Annotated in this window: 17 protein-coding genes; 14 read left to right on the top strand and 3 right to left on the bottom strand. The window is 63.0% G+C overall.

Annotated features, from left to right (window positions below; translation table 11 throughout):
- Positions 1-8: 8 nt before the first annotated feature.
- Entirely contained in the window at positions 9-689 is a 681-nt protein-coding gene (locus AC5J09_RS03885) for a class I SAM-dependent methyltransferase (protein WP_494297053.1), read from the bottom strand.
- A 271-nt stretch (positions 690-960) separates the two neighbouring features.
- On the opposite strand from AC5J09_RS03885, the gene paoA reads away from it, so the two are divergent.
- The 6 genes from paoA to AC5J09_RS03855 all read left to right on the top strand — a co-directional run bounded on the left by paoA (position 961) and on the right by AC5J09_RS03855 (position 8,211).
- On the top strand, positions 961-1,596 hold the full coding sequence (gene paoA / locus AC5J09_RS03880; RefSeq protein ID WP_494296922.1) for an aldehyde dehydrogenase iron-sulfur subunit PaoA: 636 nt from the start codon (positions 961-963) through the stop codon (positions 1,594-1,596).
- Positions 1,593-2,543 carry an FAD binding domain-containing protein gene (locus AC5J09_RS03875; protein WP_494296921.1) on the top strand — a complete coding sequence of 317 codons (951 nt, stop codon included), beginning with the start codon at positions 1,593-1,595 and terminating at the stop codon, positions 2,541-2,543. The genes paoA and AC5J09_RS03875 overlap by 4 nt, the downstream gene beginning before the upstream one ends.
- A 4-nt stretch (positions 2,544-2,547) precedes the next feature.
- Entirely contained in the window at positions 2,548-4,746 is a 2,199-nt protein-coding gene (gene paoC, locus AC5J09_RS03870) for an aldehyde oxidoreductase molybdenum-binding subunit PaoC (protein WP_494296920.1), read from the top strand.
- 90 nt (positions 4,747-4,836) lie between these two features.
- Complete coding sequence (gene dinB / locus AC5J09_RS03865) at positions 4,837-5,970, top strand: DNA polymerase IV (protein ID WP_416385294.1); 1,134 nt, start codon at positions 4,837-4,839, stop codon at positions 5,968-5,970.
- Between the two features lie 497 nt (positions 5,971-6,467).
- Entirely contained in the window at positions 6,468-6,590 is a 123-nt protein-coding gene (locus AC5J09_RS03860; protein ID WP_018096561.1) for a hypothetical protein, read from the top strand.
- A gap of 889 nt (positions 6,591-7,479) precedes the next feature.
- On the top strand, positions 7,480-8,211 hold the full coding sequence (locus AC5J09_RS03855; protein ID WP_275600247.1) for an adenylate/guanylate cyclase domain-containing protein: 732 nt from the start codon (positions 7,480-7,482) through the stop codon (positions 8,209-8,211).
- A 13-nt stretch (positions 8,212-8,224) separates the two neighbouring features.
- On the opposite strand, the gene AC5J09_RS03850 is transcribed toward AC5J09_RS03855, so the two are convergent.
- Entirely contained in the window at positions 8,225-9,001 is a 777-nt protein-coding gene (locus AC5J09_RS03850) for a sulfite exporter TauE/SafE family protein (protein WP_440853069.1), read from the bottom strand.
- Between the two features lie 296 nt (positions 9,002-9,297).
- On the opposite strand from AC5J09_RS03850, the gene AC5J09_RS03845 reads away from it, so the two are divergent.
- From AC5J09_RS03845 to AC5J09_RS03810, 8 genes are all read left to right on the top strand, one after another.
- Entirely contained in the window at positions 9,298-10,284 is a 987-nt protein-coding gene (locus tag AC5J09_RS03845) for a BMP family protein (protein WP_494296919.1), read from the top strand.
- A gap of 11 nt (positions 10,285-10,295) precedes the next feature.
- Positions 10,296-11,711 (top strand): amidase, encoded by a 1,416-nt coding sequence (locus AC5J09_RS03840; protein WP_494296918.1) that lies wholly within the window; start codon positions 10,296-10,298, stop codon positions 11,709-11,711.
- Positions 11,708-13,234, top strand: a complete 1,527-nt coding sequence (locus AC5J09_RS03835) for an ABC transporter ATP-binding protein (RefSeq protein ID WP_324764846.1) — start codon at positions 11,708-11,710, stop codon at positions 13,232-13,234. Before AC5J09_RS03840 ends, AC5J09_RS03835 begins: the two co-directional genes overlap by 4 nt.
- A complete protein-coding gene (locus tag AC5J09_RS03830) occupies positions 13,224-14,273 on the top strand; it encodes an ABC transporter permease (RefSeq protein ID WP_494296917.1) in 1,050 nt (349 codons plus the stop codon). The genes AC5J09_RS03835 and AC5J09_RS03830 overlap by 11 nt, the downstream gene beginning before the upstream one ends.
- Entirely contained in the window at positions 14,270-15,214 is a 945-nt protein-coding gene (locus AC5J09_RS03825) for an ABC transporter permease (protein ID WP_324764844.1), read from the top strand. Before AC5J09_RS03830 ends, AC5J09_RS03825 begins: the two co-directional genes overlap by 4 nt.
- A 17-nt stretch (positions 15,215-15,231) precedes the next feature.
- Complete coding sequence (locus AC5J09_RS03820; protein WP_324764843.1) at positions 15,232-16,530, top strand: amidohydrolase family protein; 1,299 nt, start codon at positions 15,232-15,234, stop codon at positions 16,528-16,530.
- Positions 16,531-16,625: 95 nt separating this feature from the next.
- Entirely contained in the window at positions 16,626-17,303 is a 678-nt protein-coding gene (locus tag AC5J09_RS03815) for a cupin domain-containing protein (RefSeq protein ID WP_494296916.1), read from the top strand.
- A gap of 96 nt (positions 17,304-17,399) precedes the next feature.
- Positions 17,400-18,602, top strand: a complete 1,203-nt coding sequence (locus tag AC5J09_RS03810) for a multidrug effflux MFS transporter (protein WP_494296915.1) — start codon at positions 17,400-17,402, stop codon at positions 18,600-18,602.
- Between the two features lie 64 nt (positions 18,603-18,666).
- On the opposite strand, the gene katG is transcribed toward AC5J09_RS03810, so the two are convergent.
- Complete coding sequence (gene katG / locus AC5J09_RS03805) at positions 18,667-20,850, bottom strand: catalase/peroxidase HPI (RefSeq protein WP_494296914.1); 2,184 nt, start codon at positions 20,848-20,850, stop codon at positions 18,667-18,669.
- Between the last annotated feature and the right edge of the window lie 57 nt (positions 20,851-20,907).

Below are 20,907 nucleotides of genomic sequence, written 5' to 3'. Positions count from 1 at the left end.
TTGAGAGTTCAGGCGTATCCTACCCAGCCCCTGAAGGTCATCGCCGCATAGAACAGGCGAACATCCGAGAAGCCCGCCTTGCGAAGCACCGCCTCGTCCTCCTCGGGCGAGAGAACCGATAACTTCGTCGCGATCGCCTGCCTTGCACTTTCAGCATCGCCGGAGGCTGTTCCGCCGAACGCGACGTGACGGGCGATCCAGGTCGAGCGCTCAGGTTCCGATTGCGGGAAACTGATATGCGCGACGACGAACGGAGCGCCTGGCACCAGACGGCGGCGAATCTGTTCGAGTGTGTCGAGGCGATGAGGGCGATCAACAAAGTGGAGCGTGAGCAGGCAGACCGCCGCGTCGAACGGCCCCTCCGGTGCGTCGTCTATGTAGCCCTGCTGCAGATGGACACGCGGCAGATGGGCCCCCACCGTCTGTTCTGCGACGCGAAGCATGTCCGCCGACGGGTCGATGCCGCAGAAGCGCCAACCTGAATTGTCGTCGGCGAGGGCTTTGAGCTCCATGCCGCCGCCGGCGCCGAGCACCAGAACCCGCGCCTGCGCCGGTGCACGTTCCGCGACCAACATCGATGTCATGCGATGCAGAGCGGCCAGCCCCGGTACTTTTCTCAACGTCCCTTCGACGTAGGAACTGGCGTGGGCGGCGGTAAAAGCTGGACTATCGACGCCCGGAGATTTCATCGTGCGGTTCTCCCAAATCATGTAACAATGTTTGTTACATGATTCGCCTTTCGTCAAGTCACCTCTGCCTGTGAAGGCGCCCGATTCAGTACCGCCATTTAACAATCGGCTCACAGGCACTATCGGCATCGCGATGGTAGTCACACGCGCTCTCTGCCCTAACTCACTTGTGAATGCGCCTGCGGGATCATTTCCCGCGCTCGGTTGTTGCGCGTTCGCGGCGTAGGCCGCTTCGTCCTAGACCTTTCATCATCAAGACATGGAGCTGGATATGCAAAGTCCTGGCGCACTTGAAATCTCGCGGCGCGACCTGCTCGCCGCCTCGGCCGCAACCGTGACAGTGGTGAGCGCACACTCGCTCGGTCACGCGCAGACCAATGTCTCCACCGCACCCCAGAGCACGAAGGTCACTTTCACGGTGAACGGAGAACGCCGGGAGCTTCAGCTCGATAACCGCACGTCCCTCCTCGACGCGCTGCGCGAGCATCTGCATTTGACGGGCACCAAGAAGGGATGCGATCACGGTCAGTGCGGAGCGTGCACGGTTCTCATCGACGGCCGCCGTGTCAACTCTTGCCTGACGCTCGCCGTCATGCACGAGGGCGACAGCATCACCACGCTCGAGGGATTGGGGCAGCCCGAAAACCTCCATCCGATGCAGGCCGCCTTTGTCCAGCACGACGGATTCCAGTGCGGCTACTGCACGCCCGGCCAGATCTGTTCCTCCGTTGCAATGCTCGATGAAATCAGGGCCAATATCCCAAGCCATGTGACGGTGGATCTTACGGCGCCGGCCGAAATAACGCCCGCCGAGATCCGCGAGCGCATGAGCGGCAACATCTGTCGTTGCGGCGCCTATTCGAACATCGTCGAAGCCATCACCGAAGCCGCGGGGAGGAAGGCATGAGAGCTTTCAGCTACGAACGCGTCTCGTCGATCGAGGCCGCGGCCCGGGCCGCTGCCACCACGGATGGCGCGAAATTCATCGCCGGCGGCACCAATCTCCTGGATCTGATGAAGCTGGAGATCGAGACACCGACACATCTGGTCGATGTCAACGGGCTGGCACTGGACAGGATCGAACCCACACCGGAAGGTGGGCTGCGTATCGGTGCCCTCGTCCGCAATACGGATCTTGCCGCCGACGAACGGGTCCGCCGCGATTACGCCCTTCTGTCGCGCGCCCTGCTCGCAGGGGCATCGGGACAATTGCGCAACAGGGCGACGACCGCCGGCAACCTGCTTCAACGCACCCGCTGTCCGTATTTCTACGATACCAACCAGCCGTGCAACAAAAGGCAGCCGGGCAGCGGCTGCTCGGCGCTGGCCGGCTTCAGCCGCCAGCTTGCGGTGGTTGGCGTCAGCGATGCCTGCATCGCCAGCCATCCGAGCGACATGGCGGTCGCCATGCGTGCCCTCGACGCCGTCGTGGAGACCGTGCGAGCCGACGGCACGACGCGCAGCCTCCCGATCGCAGATCTCCATCGCCTGCCGGGTGACACGCCGCATATCGAACATGTCCTCGAGCGGGGCGAATTGATCACCGCGGTCGTCCTGCCGAAGCCGGCCGGCGGCAAGCAGATCTATCGCAAGGTTCGCGACCGGGCGTCCTACGCATTTGCGCTCGTCTCCGTCGGCGCCATCTTGCGGCCGGACGGAACCGGCCATGTCGCGCTCGGCGGCATCGCGCCGAAACCATGGCGTGACGAGGCGGCCGACAAGGAGCTGGCGAACGGAGCAAAGGCGGTCGCCGCCAAGCTTCTTGCCGGCGCCCGCCCGACTGAACAGAACACCTTCAAGCTCACGCTCGTGGAACGCGCGCTGAGCGCGGTCCTCGTCGAAGCGAAGGGATGAGACAATGAAATTCGATACACCAGCAACGACGAACCCGATCGACCAGGGCAAGGTAATCGGCAAGCCCATCCCCCGCATCGACGGTCCGCTCAAGACGACCGGCAAAGCAATCTATGCCTATGAGTGGCATGATCCGAATAACCGCTATGCCTATGGCTATATCGTCGGTTCGGCAATCGCCAAGGGCCGGATCAGGTCGATGGATGTCGCCGCCGCGAGAAATGCTCCCGGTGTGATCGCGGTCGTCACCACCGATGGCGTCGGGGAACTGAAGAAGGGTAAATACAACACCGCCAAGCTCTTCGGTGGCACCGAGATCCAGCACTACCACCAGGCCATCGCCGTCGTGGTCGCCGAGACATTCGAGGAGGCCCGCGCCGCCGCGGCGCTCGTCAAGGTCGAATATGCCGAGGAAAAAGGCGCTTTCGATCTGGCCGCGGCCAAGGACAGCGCCGTCAAGCCGGAAGGCGAGGAAGACTCCGGAGCGGGCGACTTCGATGCCGCCTTCGAGGCAGCTTCCGTCAAGCTCGACCAGGTCTATACCACCCCGGACCAGTCGCATGCCATGATGGAGCCGCACGCTTCCATTGCCGCGTGGAGCGGCGACGACCTGACGGTCTGGACATCGAGCCAGATGATCGACTGGTGGCGGACCGATCTCGCGACGACGCTTGGGATCGACAAGGACAGGGTGCATCTCATGTCGCCGTTCATCGGCGGAGGCTTCGGGGTGAAGCTGTTCCTACGCGCGGATGCGGTGTTGGCAGCGCTTGCCGCACGTGAAGCCAAGCGCCCCGTAAAGGTCGCCCTCCCCCGCCCTTTCCTGATGAACAACACCACGCATCGCCCGGCGACGATTCAGAGGATCCGGATCGGTGCAGGACGCGACGGCAAGATCACGGCGATCGCGCATGAAAGCTGGTCCGGGGACCTTCCGGGCGGTGGTCCCGAAGTGGCCGTCCAGCAGACTCGTCTGCTTTATGCCGGAGCGAACCGGATGACCGCCATGCGGCTTGCCACCCTCGATCTTCCCGAAGGAAACGCGATGCGCGCTCCCGGTGAGGCGCCGGGCATGATGGCTCTGGAGATCGCCATCGACGAGATGGCCGAGAGGCTGGGTCTCGACCCCGTCGAATTCCGCATCGTCAACGACACCCAGGTCGATCCGGAGAATCCCGAACGGCCCTTCTCGCATCGCAATCTCGTCGGCTGCCTGCGCACGGGCGCGGAGCGCTTCGGCTGGCAAGACCGGAGCAAGCAACCCGGTGCTCGGCGCGAAGGAAACTGGCTGATCGGCATGGGAGTCGCGGCGGCGTTTCGCAACAATCTTGTGCTGAATTCGGGCGCCCGCGTCCGGCTCGACCGCGAGGGCATCGTCACGGTCGAAACCGATATGACCGATATCGGTACGGGCAGTTACACGATCATCGCCCAGACGGCGGCCGAAATGCTCGGTGTGCCGATCGAGAAGGTCGCCGTCAGCCTGGGAGACTCGCGCTTCCCTGTTTCCTCGGGTTCCGGCGGGCAGTTCGGAGGAAACTGCTCCACGGCCGGCGTATACGCGGCCTGCGCCAAGCTGCGGGAAGCCGTGGCGCAGAAGCTCGGCTTCAACAGCACGGACGACCTTGTCTTCGCAGACGGCGAAGTCCGGTCGGGTGACCGCCGAATGCCGCTCGCGCAAGCTGCCGGCGATCAGGGGCTCGTCGCTGAGGATCTCATCGAATTCGGCGACCTCACCAAGACCCATCAGCAATCCACCTTTGGAGCTCATTTCGTCGAGGTCGCGGTCGACGTCGCGACAGGGGAGACACGGATCCGGCGAATGCTGGCGGTCTGCGCCGCCGGCCGGATCCTCAATCCGATCACGGCACGCAGCCAGGTGATCGGCGCGATGACAATGGGGGTCGGCGGCGCGCTGACCGAGGAACTCGTCGTCGACAAGGAGCGTGGCTTCTTCGTCAATCACGATCTCGCGGCCTACGAGGTGCCGGTGCACGCCGACATCCCGCACCAGGAGGTCGTCTTCCTGGAAGAGACGGATCCGATGTCCTCGCCGATGAAGGCCAAGGGTATTGCCGAGCTCGGGATCTGCGGTGTGGCGGCAGCTGTCGCGAACGCCATCTACAATGCGACCGGCATAAGGGTACGGGAGTATCCGATCACGCTCGACAAGCTGATCGAGAAGCTTCCGGAAGTCAGCTAGAACATGCCAAGGGCATCTACCCCGCGTAACTTTACGGCTAAGCAAGCATGGGAGGTTCGGATAGGATAGACAGCGCTATAGCGAGAGGAAATGATGCCAGCGGAGCCGGAGGAAGATGAAAGGAGTGGAGGGGCACCTGCCTCCTCCACTTTTGCTCGCGTGCGGAAAATCATCCACATCGACATGGACGCATTTTATGCTTCGGTGGAGCAGCGCGACAATCCGGAGCTTCGAGGCAAACCGGTCGCAGTCGGGTATCCGGAGGCGCGCGGCGTGGTCGCGGCCGCGAGCTACGAGGCTCGCAAATTCGGCGTTCACTCGGCTATGCCGTCGGTGACGGCCAAGCGCAAATGTCCGGAGCTGATCTTCGTTCCGCACCGCTTCGACGTCTACCGGGCCGTCTCGCGGCAGATTCAAGCGATCTTTGCCGAATACACGCCGCTGATCGAACCTTTGTCGCTGGATGAAGCCTATCTCGACGTTACCGAGAACCTGAAAGGCATGCAGCTCGCAACCGAGATCGCGCAACAGATACGCGCCAGGATCCGGGCCGAGACGCAGCTCACCGCATCCGCCGGCGTATCCTACAACAAGTTCCTTGCGAAGATCGCTTCGGACCAGCGCAAGCCCGATGGGCTATTCGTCATCACGCCGAAGCACGGCCCAGATTTCGTTCAGGCGCTTCCCGTCAAGAAGTTTCACGGCGTCGGACCGGCAACGGCGGAGAAGATGAAACGGCTCGGCATCGAAACCGGCGCCGACCTCAAATCCCGTGATCTCGCCTTCCTGCAACAGCACTTCGGCAAGTCGGGGCCGTATTTCTACTGGATCGCCCGCGGCATCGACGAGCGTGAGGTCAAGCCCGACCGCATCCGGAAATCGATCGGCGCCGAGGATACGTTTCGGGAGGATGTTCATGATCTTGAGGCGGCCCGCGCGGGCCTTAAGCCTTTGATCGACAAGGTCTGGCACTATTGTGAAGCCAGCGGCATTCGCGGCAAGACCGTGACACTGAAGGTGAAGTGGGCAGATTTCACGCAGATCACCCGAAGCAAGACCATCGTTGCGCCGATTGCGAGCGCCGCCGAAATGGGCGAGATCGTGGAACTGCTGCTGTCACCGATCTTCCCCGCCGCCAAAGGCATTCGATTGCTCGGGGTCACGCTCTCGTCTCTCGATCCCGTGGCCGATCGCAGCGGGCCGCAGCTCGCCCTGGCGCTTTGAAGCTGCGGCCTGACAGAAACGAAAAAGCCTGCCGCGGGAGGAAGTGCGACAGTCCAGCCAAGTAAATATCAAATCCCGAGAGCTGCAGAGAAAAACACTTATGCGTATCGGAACAAGAAAATATTGAAGAGGGGGAATTCAGCGAGAAAGAAAAATCCCGAGGCGTTTAAAAAAATTCCCTCAGTCTCCTGGAATCTCTTCAGTAATAGCTGAGCAAACCTTGGTTTCGCCACATTTATGGCCCAACAGTTAATGGCTACTCATTGACGGGCTTGGCTCCAAGATCCTAACCCATCTCTCCGATCATCGATCGACTCCATAAAGGCGCAAGCTTTCTCTGTTGCCGATGGAGAATATGGCGGCACTTGTTCGTGCTGCCATGGAGTCGAACCTGCTCCGCGGGCTCTGAGCGAGCCTTGCAAATCACGCTTCCGAAGGAAGCGGGTGGTCCGTTCGCCAAACCGTCTCGATTCCAGACAGCTCACCGGGAGGAAACAATGAAATCCTATGTTGAAAGCTTCGGATACCAATTCAATCCCGTCGATTTCGCGATCAGGTCGACGCCAGCACTCTGCATTGGAATGATCGTCTTTATTACTCTTTACGACGTGATCTGGTGAATGGCTTCGGCAAATGCGTCCGCATCCCAAGCGGCCGCAAACCGGACACACTTTTCCTTATCCCGCTCTAGCCCGAGCCACGCCTGAAATAGCTAGGAACGGCCGGTGAACGTGGCGGAATGATACCCCGCCAATAACCCCTCCGCGGCAGCGACGGCATGGTATAATGCCGGCTCGTTACAACGCCTCGAACATCGTTACCCAGGTTCATCCATCGTTGCAGGAACTGCTGCATCGGTGGCTCGTTCTCACTTTGTGTGGAGTGGAGTACGTTCGAATGACTGGATGGAATTATCAGGAACCGGAACATCACGCCTCAACGGGACTGCCCGTAAGCATTCTGCTGTTGTCGGTCCTCGGAATATCAGCCTATCTGCTGGTCGGGGGTTCCTTGAGTGGTGGAGAGCGCGCCGGCTCCAAAGTCTATCTGCCTGTCGCGCAAACACAGGTTCGTTGAGGAAGGACTGTTGGAGATCCCGCTCGGCCGGACAGGTGAAAGCCGTCGGCTGCCGCCGAAAAGGCAGCACCGGTTTTCGTCAATCGGGCTTATCCGTGAATTACTTCTCGGTTAGTCGGTTGGAATTCCCGCCGAACCGGATGTGCTGGAACAACGAGGTCTCCGGGAGAGTTCCTCGGCGTGGCAACGAACCTGGTAAATCTTCATGCGTATCGTCATTATAGTTATAGTCGCCTCAATTGTCAGCATCCTTGCTTTCAAATACGTCAACAATTCCTTGTGGAATGCACCCATAGCGGCCACGGCCGAAGAACTGTCCGAAGGTTAACGGACCATCGCGGTCTCAGTTACGGACCGCAAGGGTTTTCGAGAGATTTTGTGGCCCATATATGCGAGAGTCGCAGCGCGTCACGCAAACAGGGCGGCGGCAACATGTCTCAATCCAGGATTTGCAAGGGATGCTGGGAGCAGATGCGTATTCCCGTGCCCCTGCGCGGGCCGGCTTCCATTCCCTTCCGCGCCTTTGGCATCCGCCCGAGCCGGATGAACCCGAATACCTGCACGATCTGCGAACTCATGTTCACGCGCGTGATGAAAGCCCGCAAGATCACCGTTGACGTCTCCGTCCTTTTTGCAGATCTGCGAGGCTATACGGCGCTTTCGCAGTCGCTTACGGCCGATACTGTCTCGTCGCTGCTGGATGATTTCTACGATGAATGTGCCGCGGCGATTTGGGAGTTCGACGGCCTTCTCAACAAGACGGTCGGGGACGCGATCATGGCAATCTTCAACTTTCCGATCCCCCACGCGGATCACGCCGAGCGCGCCGTACTTGCCGCACGCGAGATCCAGCGCCGATGCCAATTGCGCCGTGAGGTTCGCCTGGCGGAGGGTGCCGGCCTGGACGGAAGTGAGCTCGGTGTCGGCATCGGCATCGACACCGGTGAGGCCAGCTTCGGAGAGTTCGGCCGATCCCACCGCGACCTGACTGCAATCGGAACGGTTGTGAATACTGCCGCTCGGGCCCAGTCCGCCGCCGAGGCGGGGCGAATTCTGGTGACCAAAGCCGTTTGCGAGCGCGCGCAGAGCCAAACGGCGGCAAGCGAGGGCCGAAAATACTCTCTCAAGGGCTTTGAGAAGCCGATCGAACTTTTCGCAATCTGAAGAAAGCCGGGGTTCAGAAATACCCGGTAAGTTCGAGCGTCTGATAGCCGGCCAACAGCGTGATCAAAGATCCGACGAGCCGCAGGAGCGTTTTCTCTCGCAGTGCCTTGACCACCCATCCTGCAAAGGGCGCGGCAAGCACGCCGCCCGTGATCAGCCCGCCGATGGATGTAAGATGGTCGCGGAAATCGCCAGCCTGTTCCCAGTGACCGGTTAGAACCGTGGCCAGGAAGCTCAGAGACACTGAAAGTGCGATCAGAAACTCGCTCGCATTGACGGTCCCGATGACGTAGCGCGGCTGTCCGCCTGCGCCGAGCAGACCGGTGGTGGCGACGGGCCCCCATCCGCCGCCGCCCGCGGCATCCAGAAACCCCGCGGTTGCGCCGAGCGGTGCCACGATCCTCAGCTTGACCGGGTTTGTGGGAATGCGATGAAAGGAGCGGTAAAGCAGCCAGGCTCCGATCACTGCAAGATAGGCCGTGACGAAAGGCTTGACCTGATCTCCGTCAAACGAGGTCACGACGAAGGCACCCAGCATTCCACCGGCGATGCCGAAAGGAATGAGCCGCCAGAACAGCTTCCAATCGATGTTGCGGTGATAGAGATGGGCCGATCCGGAAGCGGCAGTGGTGAACAATTCCGCCGCATGGGCTGATGCCGACGCCTGGGCAGGCGGCACGCCAAAGGCAAGAAGCACCGTTGAGCAGATGACGCCGTAGGCCATCCCGAGAGCGCCATCGATCACCTGCGCGAGAAAGCCGACCAATGCGAACAGGATGAATTCTTCCATGGACAGCTCCGGGTTGGGGGCTCGACCGCCCCGCACAAGGAAGCCTCACATGTGCAGCGGCACACGGAGGCTTCCTGTTTCACTTCAGCCTCTGCTTCTTGGCAAGGTGGAAAACGAACGCACATGGCGCTTGTTCCGCGAGGCCCGTAGCCTCGAGCGGCTCAGGCATCGATGACCGTCATCCGCGATCGCCGGAAAAGTCGCTCATTGCCGCTTTTCTATTCACCCGCACTGCTTGACAAAGCTTTGTACAAAATAAAGATTCTACCAATTGGTAAAAATGGGGAACACCATCCATGGCAAGAGATCTGATGATGAGCCGGCGCAATGTGCTTGCGTCGGGCTTGGCGCTTGGCGTGAGCGCTTTTGCGCCGGGCGTCCGCGCCAGCACGCCGGTTAAGGTTGCCGGTATTCACGCCTCCCCTGTCGAAAACGCCTGGAACTCGGTCCTGCACAAGGCGCTGCAGGATGCGGTCGCGGAAGGCGTGATCGAGTATGTCTTCTCCGAAGGCGTTTCCGGCACGGACTATCCCCGCGCGATGCGCGAATATGCCGAGCAGGGTGCAAAGCTCATCATCGGCGAAGCCTATGCCGTTGAAAAGCAGGCCCGCGAAGTGGCCGCAGACTATCCGGAAACCGCCTTCGTCCTCGGCTCGAGCGGCAAGGAATCGGGCGACAACTTCGGCGTTTTCGGCACCTGGAACCACGACGGCGCCTATCTGGCCGGCATGCTCGCCGGCAAGATAACGAAGTCGAACGTCGTCGGCTCCGTCGGCGCCATGCCGATCCCGGAAGTCAACATGCTGATCAACGCCTTCGCTGCGGGCGTGAAGGCCGTCAATCCCGATGCCAAGCACCTCGTCACCTTCATCGGTACCTTCTTCGACCCGCCGAAGGCGCGCGAAGCGGGCCTCGCCCAGATCGACGCCGGTGCCGACATCCTCTTCGGCGAGCGCATCGGCACCGCCGATGCCGCGAAGGAACGCGGGCTCAAATCCGTGGGTTCGCTGATCGACTATACGCCGCGCTATCCCGACACGGTCTTCGCCAACGCGCTCTGGGGCTTCCGCCCTATCCTCAACGCCGCAATTGCCGACGTCTCCGCCGGCAAGCCGGTCGGCAAGGACTACACAGCCTTCGGCCTGCTCAAGGAAGGCGGCAGCGACATTGCCTATGTCAAGGGCGTCGCCCCGGCAGATGCCGAAGCGGCGATGGAAGCCAAGCGCGCCGAGATCAAATCCGGCGCCTTCGAGGTTCCGCGCATCACGGACGAGCCGAAGTAGCCGGCTTGTCCATGGCAGGCGATGCAATCTCTCTCGGTGAGGCGATCCGAATGGGCCGCCTCACCGCTTCCGAAGCGATGGAAGCATCCCTTGCGGCGGCCGGCCGGTCGGCAGAAATAGGCGCAATCGTCCATCTCGACCCAACGCTCGGACGAACGGCCGCCGAACATGCGGACGCCCGCCTGCGCCACTTGCCTGACGGCGGGCAGACCGCACCGTTTCTCGGCGTCCCGAGCCTTGCCAAGGATCTGGGCGGCCCCTTTGCCGGCCTTCCGGTTGCGGCCGGATCGAACTTGCTCGAGCGCCGTGCCGCCGTCGCGGAAGACAGCGAACTGGCAGCGCGGCTCCGCGGAGCAGGCCTTTGCTTCTTCGGACTGACCACGGTGCCCGAAATGGGCCTGTCGCTCGCAAGCGAACCTGCAGCCGGGCCTATCTGCCGCAACCCCCTCGATACGGGCCGGACGCCCGGCGGCTCTTCCGGCGGAGCGGCGGCTGCCGTTGCCGCCGGCATCGTGGCGATCGCCCATGCGACCGATGCGGGCGGGTCGATCCGCGTCCCCGCGGCATGTTGCGGTCTCTTCGGCCTCAAGGCGAGCCGGGGTGCGATCGCGGCTGGACCATCCTTCGGCAATCATCTCGGCGGCATTGCCGGTGAACTTGCGCTGTGCCGCTCCGTCCGTGACCTGGCGGCGATCTTCGACGCGGCAGCCGGACGCGCCAGAGGGCCGTTTGCCGATCCGTGGTTCGCCCCCTCCCCGTCCGGCCCCTTACGTGTCGGCCTTCTTCTCGAGACCGGCAGCCAATACCCGACCGAACCGGCGCGCAGCGAGGCCGTCGAAGAGGCAGCGCGGGCACTGGAGCGAGGCGGCCACAGCATCGTTGCGATGCGTTGGGACGCGTTCGCTGCGGGCATTGCCGCGAGCGGCCGGGTCCTGCGCGACATCGTCGCCGTCAACCTGGCCAATTTCGTCGTTTCCGCCGGTCTCGATGCCGGGCGCGCCGAACGGCTGACGCAGGCTTTTATCAGACATGGGACGCGACTCGAGGCGACCGCGCTCTGGGCGACGCTTGACGACGCCGTCCATGCGAGCCATGCGGTCTGGTCGCTTTTCGACCGGGTAGACTGTATCCTGACGCCCATGCTTGCGTCGGCACCCCTTCCTATCGGATCCTTTCCTTTCGACCACGACGATATCGACCTTCAGATTCGCCGCATGACGGCGTTTGCGCCACTTGCCGCACTCGCCAATGCCACCGGTTTTCCGGCCCTCACGCTCCCATTCGGCGCGGATGAAGCCGGATTGCCGCTGCCGGTGCAGATCCTGGCGCCCATGGGCGGCGACCGCCTCCTCATCGAGCTTGCGGCGCGCCTGGAAAGAGAGGGCCGCTGGCAGCACCGTTTCGCCGTCGCGGGAATTCCGGAATGAGCCAAGCCATTCTCGACATTTGCAGCGTCAGCAAGCGCTTCGGCGACAATCTCGCCAATGACGACATCTCGCTGAGTCTCGGAAAGGGCGAGATCGTCGCCCTCCTCGGCGAAAACGGCGCCGGCAAGACCACGCTGATGAGCATCCTGTTCGGCCATTATGTGCCTGATAGCGGCAAGGTGCTGGTCGAGGGGCGCGAACTGCCTCCGGGCAAGCCACGCGCGGCGATCCGCGCAGGCATCGGCATGGTGCATCAGCATTTCTCGCTCGCCCCCAACCTGACGGTGCTGGAAAACGTCATGGCGGGCACGGAACGCCTCTATCAGCTGCGATCCGGCACCGGCGCGGCGCGGCGGAAACTGCGCGGCATTTGCCAGCGGTTCGGTCTGACGGTGGAGCCGGACGCGCGCGTCGGCGACCTCTCGGTCGGCGAGCAGCAGCGCGTCGAGATCCTGAAGGCGCTCTACAACGATGCGCATATCCTGGTGCTCGACGAGCCGACGGCGGTGCTGACGAATCTGGAGGCCGAGCGGCTGTTCTCGACACTGAAGGACATGGCGCGCGAAGGGCTTTCGCTGATCTTCATTTCGCACAAGCTGGACGAGGTCATGGCTGCGGCCGACAGGATCGTCGTGCTGCGCGGCGGCCGCAAGGTGGCCGAGCGTCTTGCGAAAGAGACGAACAAGGCGGAGCTTGCCGAACTGATGGTCGGCCGCAAGGTGGCCCGGCCGGTGCGCGAGCCTTCGACGCCCGGCGAGGTGGTGCTTGATGTCGCGGATGTGAGCGTCAGCATCGACGGGGTGGAACGGCTGAAGTCCATCAATTTCAGCCTCCGCGCGGGCGAGATTCTCGGCATTATCGGAGTTTCCGGCAACGGCCAGACGACGCTGGCGCATCTCCTGTCGGGTACGGTCAGGCGCGACAAGGGCGAACTCCTGCTGTTCGGCGAGCCGATCGGCGACCTTACGGTTGACGGCGCCGTCCGGGCGGGGATCGGCCGCATTCCGGAAGATCGCAACAAGGAAGGCGCGATCGGCGAAATGGCCATTTGGGAGAACGCCGTTCTCGAGCGCCTGCCGCGATTTTCGCGCTACGGCCTCGTCGATCGGCCGTCCGGCCAGGCATTCGCCGGCCAGATCATCGATGCTTTCGACGTTCGCGGCGGCCGGCCGACGACACGCACGCGGCTGCTCTCGGGCGGCAACATGCAGAAACTCATCCTCGGGCGCAATCTGATCGACCGACCGCGCATCCTGCTTGCGGCGCAGCCGGCGCGCGGGCTCGACGAGGGGGCTGTCGCCGCGGTGCACGAGCGGCTGCTCGAAGCGCGGCGCGCGGGAACGGCGGTGCTCCTCATCTCCGAGGACCTGGAAGAAGTCATGGCGCTTGCCGACCGCATTCAGGCCATCGTCAACGGTCGGCTTTCGCCTCCAATCGCCGCCGACAGCGCCAGTGCCACGAAACTCGGCCTGATGATGGCCGGCGAATGGAATGAAGAGCACGAGGTTCCGCATGCGTTTTGAACGACGCGAACATCGTTCGCTCGCCCTGGTGATCGCGACGCCCGTGCTTGCGATCCTCTGCGCGCTGGCGTTGGCCGGCCTGCTCATCGCGATCGCCGGTGCCCCGGTCATGGAGGCCTATTGGCGCATTCTCGTCGGGGCTTTCGGCTCGCGGCTTTCGGCGACCGAAACCTTGACCCGCGCAAGCCCGCTCATTCTAACGGGCCTTGCCGCCGCGGTCGCGTTCCGCGCGAGGCTCTGGAACATCGGCGCCGAGGGTCAGTTCTATCTCGGAGCGATTGCCGTCGCCGCGGCCAGTTCGCACCTTTTTGGCGGTCTCCCCTCCCCCCTGCAGATCCCGCTCCTTCTCGTCGTCGGCGCGGCAGCCGGCATCGTCCTGCTGCTCGTGCCGCTTTGGCTGAGGCTGCGCTTTTCCGTCGACGAGGTCGTGACCACGCTTCTCCTCAATTTCGTCGCCGTGCTCTTCGTCTCCATGCTGATCGACGGCCCGCTCAAGGACCCGATGGGCTTCGGATGGCCGCAGTCGCAACCGGTCGCCGACGCGGCGGTCCTGCCGAAGCTTTTCGCCCGATCCCGCCTCCATATCGGGCTGATGATCGCACTCGTCCTCGCCGTCGCCGTCCATCTCGTTCAGTCGCGCACGGTGTTCGGCATGCAGTCGCGAGCAGCCGGCCTCAATCCGGCCGGGGCGGTCTTCGCCGGCGTGCCGCTCGGCCGTACCCTGGTGACGGTGGCCTGCATTTCGGGCGGGCTCGCGGGCCTTGCGGGGGCTATCGAAGTCATGGGCGTGCAGGGCTATGTGACGACGGACCTGTCGCCGGGTTACGGCTATTCCGGCATCGTCGTCGCCATGCTCGCCAATCTCCACCCCCTGGGCGTGGTGCTTGCCGCCCTGTTCACGGCGGTCATGTTCGTCGGGGCCGACGGGATGAGCCGCAGCATGGGTATCCCCTCCTACATAGCCGATGTCACGGTGGCCTTGGCGCTGATCAGCATGCTGACCGGTGTCTTCTTCACCCAGTACAGGATTCGCCGATGAACGCCGTCATCGACATTTTCGCTTCCGCCGGCCTCTGGGCGGCCGTCCTGCGCATCGCCACGCCGCTGATCCTCGGCACACTCGGCGCGCTCCTGTGCGAGCGCTCCGGCGTCCTGAATCTCGGCATCGAGGGCATCATGACTTTCGGCGCGATGATCGGCTGGCTTACGGTCTATAACGGCGCCGACCTGTGGACGGGCATTCTCGTCGCGGGTCTCTCCGGCGGGATCTTCGGCCTCTTGCATGCGGGCCTGACGGTCACGCTCGGATTGTCGCAGCATGTGTCCGGCCTCGGCGTGACGCTTTTCGCCTCGAGCTTCAGCTACTACGTCTTCCGTCTGCTGGTACCGGTCGCGGGTACGCCGCCGACGATCGAGCCGTTCCAGCCGATCGACGTGCCGGTGCTATCGTCCCTCCCCTTCCTGGGTCCGGCGCTCTTCACGCAGACGCCGCCGACCTATGCGGCGATCCTGCTGGCGCTGGCGCTCGGCTACATCCTTTTCCGTACGCCGCTAGGCCTGGCGATCCGCATGACGGGGGAAAATCCGCACGCCGCCGAGGCGCAAGGCATCAACCCGATGGCGATCCGCTTTGGTTCCGTCGTCGTCGGTAGCGCGCTGATGGGCATCGGCGGCGCCTTCCTGACGCTCTCGGCCTTCAACAGCTTCTTCCCGACCATGGTGCAGGGGCGGGGCTGGATCTGCATAGCGCTCGTCGTCTTCGCCTCCTGGCGGCCGGGCCGCGCCCTCGTCGGAGCGCTGCTGTTTGCACTGTTCGACGGTTTCCAGCTGCGCCTGCAGGCGCGGCTGAGCGGCGTCGTCCCCTATCAGATCTTCCTGATGATCCCATATCTGATGTCGATCGCAGCGCTGGCGCTCATGGCCCGGCGCGCCCGCGTTCCGCAGGCGCTGATGCAACCCTACCGGCGCGGCGAGCGCTAAATCCGAAGGACTGACCCATGTTCGACCTGATCATCCGCAATGCGAACCTGCCGGACGGCCGGCAGGGCTTTGATATCGGCGTTGCCGGCGGCAAGATCGCCGCCATCGAGAAGTCGATAGCCGCGACCGCCGGCGAGGAGATCGACACGTCCGGCCGCCTGGTCAGCCCTCCCTTCTGCGATCCCCATTTCCACATGGATGCGACGCTGTCACTCGGTTTGCCGCGCATGAACGTCTCCGGCACGCTGCTCGAGGGCATCGCGCTCTGGGGCGAGCTGCGGCCGCTGCTGACGAAGGAAGCCCTCGTCGAACGAGCGCTTCGCTATTGCGACCTCGCCGTGACCCAGGGCCTTCTCTATATTCGCAGCCACGTGGACACGTCCGATCCGCGCCTCGTCACGGCCGAAGCGCTGCTCGAGGTCAAGGAAAAGGTCGCACCCTATATCGAACTGCAGCTTGTCGCCTTCCCACAGGACGGATATTACCGCGCGCCCGACGGCGTCGCCTCGCTCGAGCGGGCGCTTGATATGGGCATCGGCATCGTTGGCGGCATTCCTCACTTCGAGCGGACGATGGAAGACGGCGCCCGCTCCGTCGAGGCGCTGTGCCGGATCGCCGCCGACCGCGGCCTGCCGGTCGACATGCATTGTGACGAAACCGACGATCCGTTGTCGCGCCACATCGAGACGCTCGCCGCCCAGACGGTGCGGTTCGGGCTCAAGGGGCGCGTGGCTGGTTCGCATCTCACCTCGATGCATTCGATGGACAACTACTATGTCTCGAAGCTCATCCCGCTGATGGCCGAGGCGGAGATCAACGTGATCCCCAATCCGCTGATCAACATCATGCTTCAGGGCCGTCACGACACCTATCCGAAGCGGCGGGGCATGACGCGGGTGCGCGAGCTGATGGCGGCCGGCCTCAACGTCTCCTTCGGACACGACTGCGTCATGGACCCCTGGTACTCGATGGGCTCCGGCGACATGCTGGAGGTCGGCCATATGGCGATCCATGTCGCGCAGATGGCCGGCATTGACGATAAGCGCAAGATCTTCGACGCGCTCACCGTCAATTCGGCAAAGACCATGGGGCTCGAAGGCTACGGCCTCGAGACCGGCTGCAATGCCGACCTGGTCGTGCTTCAGGCCGCCGACGTGACCGAGGCGTTGAGGCTGAAACCGAACCGGTTGTTCGTCATCAAGGCAGGCAAGGTCATCGCGAAAACCGCGCCGCGCGTCGGCGAGCTTTTCCTCGCCGGGCGTCCCGCCTCGATCGACATGGGACGCGACTACGTTCCCCCGGTGCTGCAGCGCTGAACCCATGCCGCTGAAGCGGGCCACGGAACTGTTGAGAAAAATGAGGTCCGGTGACGGGAAGTTCCGTATAGTCGTGGCAATGGGAGACCGGTCAGATGCGCATCAATGAAGACCTGACGAAACCCGTAATCGTCCATTCGGCTAAACTCGACTGGGTTCCAAGCCCCGCCGCAGGGGTGGATCGCCGCATGCTCTACCGTATCGGAGGCGAAGTTGCGCGCGCAACCTCGATCGTTCGCTATGCGCCGGGCAGCGCCTTTCCACGCCACGTCCATAGCGGCGGCGAGGAAATCCTCGTGCTCGAAGGGACGTTTGAGGACGAGCACGGCGACTATCCTGCGGGCAGCTATTTCCGCAATCCGCCCGGCACCTCGCATATACCTGCCTCGAAGGATGGCTGCACGATCTTCGTGCGGCTCTGGCAATATCGTGAGGGCGACGGCACGCAAATCGTTCGCTACCCTGGAGAGGGTGAATCGGCGCCGCTGCGCGAGGGGGTCGAGGCAGCGCGCGTCCTGTTCGACGACGGAAAAGAGCGGGTGTCGATAGAAACCTGGCTGCCGGGTTCAGCCGTCAGCGTCGAGAATCGCCGTGGGCTCGAGTTCCTCGTCCTTTCCGGCGGCCTCGCATCCAGGGGTGAGCAACTGGAGCCGCAGAGTTGGGGCCGGTTGCCCGCAGGAGAGGCGCTCGAAGCGATCACCGGGCGTAAAGGCGCTGAGATCTGGATCAAGGACGCACCGCTGCAGCACCCCGACGTGCTGCAGCTGCCCTGAAGCGTTACGCGGGCTCCGGACGGAGCATCTGCCCTGTGCCATCAAGATTTGTGGTGAAACCGATAAGCAAAGTGCGATTGGTCAAGCGAAGTCTGCATGTTATGGGCAGGTATGTCCGTGAATGCTTCGCCAACCGTCATGTTCCTGCTGATCTCATTCGGCACCGTCCTCGGAATCGCGGGGACTGACTTGGTGCTGCCTGCAATTCCGGCCATGCCGACGGCATTCGGCGGGACTGCGGCATTGGCGCAGATGGTCCTCGCAGCCTATGCCGGGGGCACGCTCGTGGGACTGCTTACCTTCGGGGAACTCGGGGCGAGGTACTCTCGCCGCAAGCTGTTGGTCTGGTCGCTGGGCCTGTTTGCCGTCACGTCTCTTCTGTCTGCCTACGCGCCGACCTTGGAATGGCTGGTCGTCTTGCGTTTCGCGCAAGGCGCGTTCGGCTCGGGCCCGGCGGTTTTCGCGCCGGGCTTTATTCACGGGCTTTACCCTGCGGACAAGGCGCCCTCCATGTTCGGCAGGCTCGGCTCCATCGAGTCCTTGACGCCGGCTCTTGCGCCCATCGTCGGAGCCTATCTTATGACGGTGGGGGGATGGCAGACTTCTTTCCTTATGTTGGCCGGACTTGCCATTCTCTGCGCCATTGGCAGCTGGGCTTACCGTCAATCGCTTCCGGACCGGCTCGAGGCTCTTGAGCTCCATCGAAGCTATATGTCGATCATCCGCAATCGCGATTTTCTTCGGCACGGCTTAAGCCAGGCGCTTTCCCTCGGCAGCATTCTCATCTTTGTATTCGGCGCCCCCGCAGTGATGACAGGGGCATTGGGCATGACGATCGGAGACTTCATTCTCCTTCAAGTTTTCGGCATCGCCCTTTTTATTCTGGCGTCGAACGCGTCCAATGCGCTTGCCCGAAGATTCGGTACCGAACGCATGATCATGATCGGTACAGGAGGTGTGGTTCTTGGCTTCTTCCTGGTCCTTCTCTACACATCCCTCGGTGGACGCAGCCTGACTGTGCTCGTGCCCCTGTGGATGACCGCAAACGGCGCGTTCGGCATCCGGGGACCAATCGGTTTCCACCAGGCAATCCTTGCCTCAAGAGGGGATCATTCACGCGGCGCCGCATTGGTCGTTGCCGCTATACTTGGGATCACTGCCGGAGGTACCGCCGCCGCCGCTCCTTTCATCGACATAGGCTGGTGGCCGCTAGCCTTGGCGAGTAGCCTCGCTGCGCTGCTGGGTTTTCTATGTCTGACGCTGATCGGCAGCACGGCGAAAGAAGCTGAAGACGGTTAGCGCATTTCACGACGATCCGGGGGAAGGCCAGGACATGGTTCAAGCCACGTCCTGGCCTCGCCAATCATACCAGATCGAAGCGGTCGGCGTTCATGACCTTGGTCCAGGCCGCGACGAAGTCCTTCACGAACTTCTCTCCGGCATCAGACTGGGCGTACACCTCCGCAAAGGCGCGCAGCTGTGAATGCGAGCCGAAGATCAGGTCGACGCGGGTGCCGGTCCACCGCGCAGCGCCGGTCTTGCGGTCTCGGCCTTCGTATACGCCTTCTTCGCCTGCGATGGGTGACCACTGCGTACCCATATCGAGCAGGTTGACGAAGAAGTCGTTCGTCAGCGATTCGGGCCGCGACGTGAAGACGCCATGCCTGGGCTCGCCCGCCTTCAGCACGCGCAGCCCGCCGACGAGAACGGTCATTTCCGGGGCGGTCAGCGTCAGCAGCTGAGCGCGATCCACAAGCGCCTCTTCCGGTTTCATGAATTGCCGGCGGCTGGTGCTCACATAGTTGCGGAAACCATCGGCACGAGGCTCCAGCGCGGCGAAGGATGCGGCGTCGGTCTGTGCCTCCGAGGCATCCATGCGACCCGGCGTGAACGGAACGGCGATGTCGTGGCCACCGGCCTTCGCCGCCTTTTCGACGGCGGCGCCACCTGCAAGCACGATCAGATCCGCAAGCGAGATCCTCTTGCCGCCGGTCTGGGCGGCGTTGAAGTCCCTCTGTATGCCCTCAAGCACAGAGAGAACCCTGGCGAGCTGAGTCGGCTGGTTGACCTCCCAGTCTTTCTGGGGCGCCAGGCGGATTCGCGCACCATTGGCGCCGCCGCGCTTGTCGGAGCCGCGGAAGGTCGAGGCGGAAGCCCATGCGGTCGAGACAAGTTCCTGCACCGACAGGCCGGAAGCGAGGACCTTCGCCTTGAGGCCGGCTATGTCCGTCTCGTCGATCAGCCTGTGGTCGACGGCCGGGATCACGTCCTGCCAGATCAGGTCCTCGGCCGGGACCTCAGGGCCGAGATAGCGAACCTTCGGCCCCATGTCGCGGTGGGTCAGCTTGAACCAGGCGCGGGCGAAAGCGTCGGCGAACTGGTCCGGATTTTCGAGAAAGCGGCGCGAGATTTTCTCGTAAGCGGGATCGAAACGCAGCGACAGATCCGTGGTCAGCATGGTCGGAACATGCTTCCTGGAGGCGTCATAGGCATCGGGGATGGAAGCCTCGGCGTTCTTCGCCTTCCATTGATATGCGCCGGCGGGGCTCTTGGTCAGTTCCCACTCGTGGTTGAACAGGTTTTCGAAGAAGTGGTTGCTCCAGCGGGTGGGCGTCTGCGACCAGGTCACTTCCGGCCCGCCCGTGATCGCGTCCTTGCCGACGCCGGTGCCGAAGGTGCTCTTCCAGCCGAGACCCTGATCCTCGATCGCGCCGCCTTCCGGGTCTGCGCCGATGAACGAGGGATCGCCCGCGCCATGCGTCTTGCCGAAGGTGTGGCCGCCGGCGATCAGCGCCACCGTCTCTTCGTCGTTCATAGCCATGCGGGCAAAGGTTTCGCGGATATCGTGCGCGGCACCAACCGGATCGGGATTGCCGTTCGGGCCCTCCGGGTTGACGTAGATGAGGCCCATCTGCACGGCGGCAAGCGGCTCGCTCAGTTGCCGTTCGCCGCTGTAGCGCTCGTCGCCCAGCCAGGTGCCTTCCGGTCCCCAGAACAGTTCCTCGGGCTCCCATACGTCGACCCGGCCGCCGGCAAAGCCGAAGGTCTTGAAGCCCATGGATTCGAGCGCGACATTGCCGGTCAGGATCAACAGATCCGCCCAGGAAATCCTGTTGCCGTACTTCTGCTTGATCGGCCACAGCAAACGTCGGGCCTTGTCGAGATTGGCGTTGTCCGGCCAGCTGTTGAGCGGCGCGAAACGCTGCTGGCCCTGACCGGCGCCGCCACGGCCGTCGGTGATGCGGTAGGTGCCGGCGCTGTGCCAGGCCATGCGGATGAAGAGCCCGCCATAATGGCCGAAGTCGGCCGGCCACCAGTCCTGCGAATCCGTCATCAGTGCATGCAGGTCCCGCTTCAGCGCATCGAGGTCGAGCTTCTTGAACTCCTCGGCGTAGTTGAACGTATTGCCCAACGGATCGGAAAGACCGGAATGCCGGTGCAGAACCTGGACGTCCAACTGATCCGGCCACCAGTCGCGGTTCGATCTGCCTCTCGGTGCCGTGTGTGCGACGGGACACTTGCCCGCACTATCGCTCTTCTGATCCATGGTAATCTCCTCTTCCTCGATTGTGCGCGTCCAAAAGCAGCCTGTCCGCAAAGTCGA

It is taken from the genome of Sinorhizobium sp., assembly GCF_059070375.1.
Note: the sequence above shows the minus strand (reverse complement) of the source record. Positions and strands in the feature narration are given on the sequence as shown.